3 protein-coding genes are annotated in these 4534 nt (G+C 71.1%); all 3 read left to right on the forward strand.

All coding sequences use genetic code 11. The annotated features are described in order from the left end of the window. Window positions 1-856: MFS transporter (locus tag HTZ82_RS09530; RefSeq protein WP_175408880.1), on the forward strand; the 856-nt coding region annotated here is incomplete at its 5' end. A 217-nt stretch (window positions 857-1073) separates the two neighbouring features. Then, a complete protein-coding gene (locus HTZ82_RS09535) occupies window positions 1074-2795 on the forward strand; it encodes an acyl-CoA dehydrogenase family protein (RefSeq protein WP_175408881.1) in 1722 nt (573 codons plus the stop codon). Between the two features lie 155 nt (window positions 2796-2950). After that, the gene (locus HTZ82_RS09540; RefSeq protein WP_175408882.1) at window positions 2951-4510 is read left to right on the forward strand and encodes a polysaccharide lyase family 1 protein; all 1560 of its coding nucleotides are present in this window, start codon (window positions 2951-2953) and stop codon (window positions 4508-4510) included. Window positions 4511-4534 lie beyond the last annotated feature (24 nt).

Raw genomic sequence — 4534 nt, forward strand, 5'->3', positions numbered from 1 at the left:
GATGAACGCCCAGGGCAGCATGGTCGAACGGCACGCCGGCCGCCCCCTGATGAACGGCTTCCACGCCGGCTGGAGCGCCGGCGCGGTGGCCGGCGGGCTGCTCGCCGTCCTGCTCGCGGCGCTCGACGTTCCGTACACCGCGTCGGTGCTCGGCGTGGCCGCCGCCGCGTTCCCCCTCGCCGTCGCCGTCGGCTTCACCTACCTGGACGGGCCCGCCGAGGAGGAAGGGGAGTCCGAGCAGCGCCGCGGCCTCCCCGGCGTCGTCTACCTGGTCGGGGCGATCGCCTTCCTCGCGCTCCTCATGGAAGGACTCGTGGCCGACTGGAGCGGCCTCCTCCTCGCCCGCGAACTCCACGCCTCCGAAGCGGTCGCCGCCCTCGCCTACCCCGTGTACGAACTCGCCACGTTCGGCGGCCGCCTCTTCGGCGACCGGCTGCGACTGCGCTTCGGCTTCCGCCCCCTGCTCACCGCCGCCGGGGCGGCGACCGCCGCCGGCGTCGTCCTCGTCGTCACGGCGCCGTCCCCGTACTGGGCCATCGCGGGCTTCGGCCTCACCGGACTGACCGTGTGCACGGTCGTGCCCCTCTGCATGTCCCTCGCCGGCAGCCTCGCACCGGGCCGCGCGGACGCCGCGATCGCGCAGGTGTCGGCCATCGGCTACACGGGCCTCCTGGTCGGCCCCGTCGTCATCGGCTTCGTCGCGGAGGCGACCTCGCTGCGCACCGGCATCGCGTCGGCCGTCGCCGTGGCCCTCCTCATCACCGTCGCCTCCCGCCGCCTCCCGGCGCAGCCCGCGACGGACACGCCCACCGGCCCGGACGCCCCGCAGCGCAGCCTCACTCCACCGTCGCCCTGACCGGGTGGACACCGCGTGCCGGGGGTGAGCCGCGTCTCACCCCGGCGGGGGCGCTTGTTTATGCAACGAGTTGCACATCAAGATCGGGGCATGGCGCGCCCGCCCGCGCGGTCCTGCCGGTCCCCACCGGAGGAACCGGGCCCGGGCGCACCGACACCCTCGTAACCCTCGTACGGAGACGGCGACCACCCTCGCACCGAGCCGGAAAGGCGGACCCATGGCCGACCCGCTGCTGTTCCACCCGCGCACCTACGACCCGGCGCACTTCGACCCGGAGACCCGCCGGCTGCTGCGCGCCACCGTCGACTGGTTCGAGGAGCGCGGGAAGCGCAGGCTCATCGAGGACTACCGCTCCCGGGCCTGGCTCGCGGACTTCCTCGCGTTCGCCGCCAAGGAAGGGCTGTTCGCCACCTTCCTCACGCCCGCCTCCGCCGCCGACGGCCACCAGGACAAGCGGTGGGACACCGCCAGGATCGCCGCCCTCAACGAGATCCTCGGCTTCTACGGGCTCGACTACTGGTACGCCTGGCAGGTCACCATCCTCGGCCTCGGCCCGGTCTGGCAGAGCGACAACGCCGCCGCCCGCGCCCGGGCCGCGGAGCTCCTCGCCCAGGGTGACGTGTTCGCCTTCGGCCTGTCCGAGAAGGCCCACGGCGCGGACATCTACTCCACCGACATGCTGCTGGAGCCCGACGGCCACGGCGGCTTCCGCGCCACCGGCTCCAAGTACTACATCGGCAACGGCAACACCGCCGGACTCGTCTCCGTCTTCGGCCGCCGCACCGACGTCGAGGGCCCCGACGGGTACGTCTTCTTCGCCGCCGACAGCCGCCACCCGGCGTACCACCTGGTGAAGAACGTCGTCGACTCCTCCAAGTACGTCAGCGAGTTCCGCCTGGAGGACTACCCCGTCGCCGCGGAGGACGTCCTGCACACCGGCCGCGCCGCCTTCGACGCCGCCCTCAACACGGTGAACGTCGGCAAGTTCAACCTGTGCACCGCCTCCATCGGCATCTGCGAGCACGCGATGTACGAGGCCGTCACCCACGCCCGCAACCGGATCCTCTACGGCCGGCCCGTCACCGCCTTCCCGCACGTGCGGCGCGAGCTGACCGACGCGTACGTCCGGCTCGTCGGCATGAAGCTGTTCAGCGACCGCGCCGTCGACTACTTCCGCTCCGCCGGGCCGGACGACCGCCGCTACCTCCTCTTCAACCCGATGACGAAGATGAAGGTGACCACGGAGGGCGAGAAGGTCATCGACCTGATGTGGGACGTCATCGCCGCCAAGGGCTTCGAGAAGGACACCTACTTCGCCCAGGCCGCCGTCGAGATCCGCGGCCTGCCGAAGCTGGAGGGCACGGTCCACGTCAACCTGGCGCTGATCCTCAAGTTCCTGCGCAACCACCTGCTGGACCCCGCGGAGTACGAGCCCGTCCCGACCCGCCTCGACGCGGCCGACGACACGTTCCTGTTCGGGCAGGGCCCGGCCCGCGGCCTGGGCTCCGTACGGTTCCACGACTGGCGCCCCGCCTTCGACGCGTACACGCACCTGCCCAACGTCGGCCGGTTCCGGGAGCAGGCCGACGCGCTGTGCGAGTTCGTCACCACCGCCGCCCCCGACGAGGAGCAGAGCCGCGACCTCGACCTCCTGCTCGCCGTCGGGCAGCTCTTCGCGCTCGTCGTCCACGGCCAGCTGATCCTGGAGCAGGCCCGCCTGACCGGCGTCGACGAGGACGTGCTGGACGAACTTTTCGCGGTCCTCGTACGCGACTTCTCCGCGCACGCCGTCGAACTGCACGGCAAGGACTCCGCCACCGAGCGGCAGCAGCTCTGGTCGCTCGCCGCCGTCCGCCGTCCGGTCGTCGACGAGGCGCGCTCGGCCCGGGTCTGGGAACGCGTCGAGGCGCTCTCGGGCGCGTACGAGATGGCGCCGTAGCGTACGAGATGGCGCCATAGCCCTCTTCCGATCGCCCCCACTTCGCGCTGAACCGGCGAACAGCCCGGCGCCACAGGTCGGCAACCTCGGCGGCCGGCCGTGACGACTACGGCACAGAGCTGTCACACCGGTGCAAGAGGACGTGGGAGACGAGGATGAGACGACGACCAGTCGCACGGCGACTGTGTACGGCGCTGGGCGCGATAGCCCTCGCGGCCGCCACCGGCTTGGTGCTGACGACCCCCGAGGCGTCGGCGGCGGCCGGTGGCGTCACCGGCTACGCGACCCAGAACGGCGGGACCACCGGCGGTGCTGGCGGGCAGACGGTGCGGGCCACCACGGGAACCGCGATCCATGCGGCCCTGTGCGGCCGGGCAAGCAGCAGCACCCCGATCACCATCCAGGTCGAGGGGACCATCAACCACGGCAACACCAGCAAGGTGTCGGGCGGGAGCTGCAACACCGCCGACGACGTGATCGAGCTCAAGCAGATCAGCAACGTCACGATCATCGGGGTCGGCGGCGGCGCCCTCTTCGACCAGCTGGGCATCCACATCCGCGAGGCCCACAACATCATCATCCAGAACGTCACCGTCCGGAACGTCAAGAAGTCGGGCTCGCCCACGTCCAACGGCGGTGACGCCATCGGTATGGAGCGCGACGTCCGCAACGTCTGGGTCGACCACGTCACCCTGGAGGCGTCGGGCGGCGAGTCGGAGGGGTACGACGGCCTCTTCGACATGAAGGACAACACCCGGTACGTGACGCTGTCCTACAGCATCCTGCGCAACTCCGGCCGCGGCGGTCTCGTCGGCTCCAGCGAGACGGAGCTCTCGAACAACTTCATCACGTACCACCACAACCTGTACCAGAACATCGACTCCCGCGCGCCCCTGCTGCGCGGCGCCACCGCCCACATGTACAACAACCACTACGTGCGCCTCAACGACTCCGGCATCAACTCCCGGGCCGGCGCCCGCGCCAGGGTGGACCACAACTACTTCGAGGACTCCAAGGACGTCCTCGGCACCTTCTATACCGACGCGGCCGGCTTCTGGCAGGTCAGCGGCAACATCTTCGACAACGTGACCTGGTCGGGTCCCGGCAGCGAGTACCACCCGGCGGGGCCCGACCCGCGGTCCAACACCAGCGTCGCCATCCCGTACCCTTACAGCCTCGAGGCGGCCGGCTGCGTGCCGGACGTCGTGAGCCGGACGGCGGGCGCGAACAAGGGGCTGCAGGTGTCGGACGGCGACTGCTCGCCGCAGACCCCGTCACCGACGCCGACACCGTCCCCGACCGGGCCCACGCCGACCCCCACCCCCACACCGGGACCGACCCGGCCCGGCGGGACCAACCTCAGCATCGGCGCCGGCTCCGACGGCTCCAGCAAGGCGGACGGGACCAGCTACGGCAACGTGCGGGACGGCGACATGGGCACCTACTGGTCGCCGACCGGCTCGACCGGCTCCATCTCGGTCAAGTGGGGCTCCGCCACCACAGTTTCCGTGATCAACATCAGGGAGGCGTCAGGCGCCGAGGGCCGCATCGGGTCCTGGAGGGTCGTCAACCACGACACCGGCGCCGTCCTGACCTCGGGCAGCGGCGCGGGCGTCATCACCTTCGCGCGCACATCGCTGCACAAGATCACCTTCGAGATCACCAGCTCGAACGGCACGCCGCAGGTCGCCGAGTACGAGACCTACGCCGGGTAGCGCGGACGGGGGCCGTCACCGGTG

It is taken from the genome of Streptomyces sp. TRM64462 (assembly GCF_013362995.1).
Lineage (GTDB): Bacteria > Actinomycetota > Actinomycetes > Streptomycetales > Streptomycetaceae > Streptomyces.

Coding starts and splice junctions, on each gene's coding strand:
- HTZ82_RS09540 (WP_175408882.1), top strand. CDS start 2,951: ATGAGACGACGACCAGTCGCACGGCGACTGTGTACGGCGCTGGGCGCG.
- HTZ82_RS09535 (WP_175408881.1), top strand. CDS start 1,074: ATGGCCGACCCGCTGCTGTTCCACCCGCGCACCTACGACCCGGCGCAC.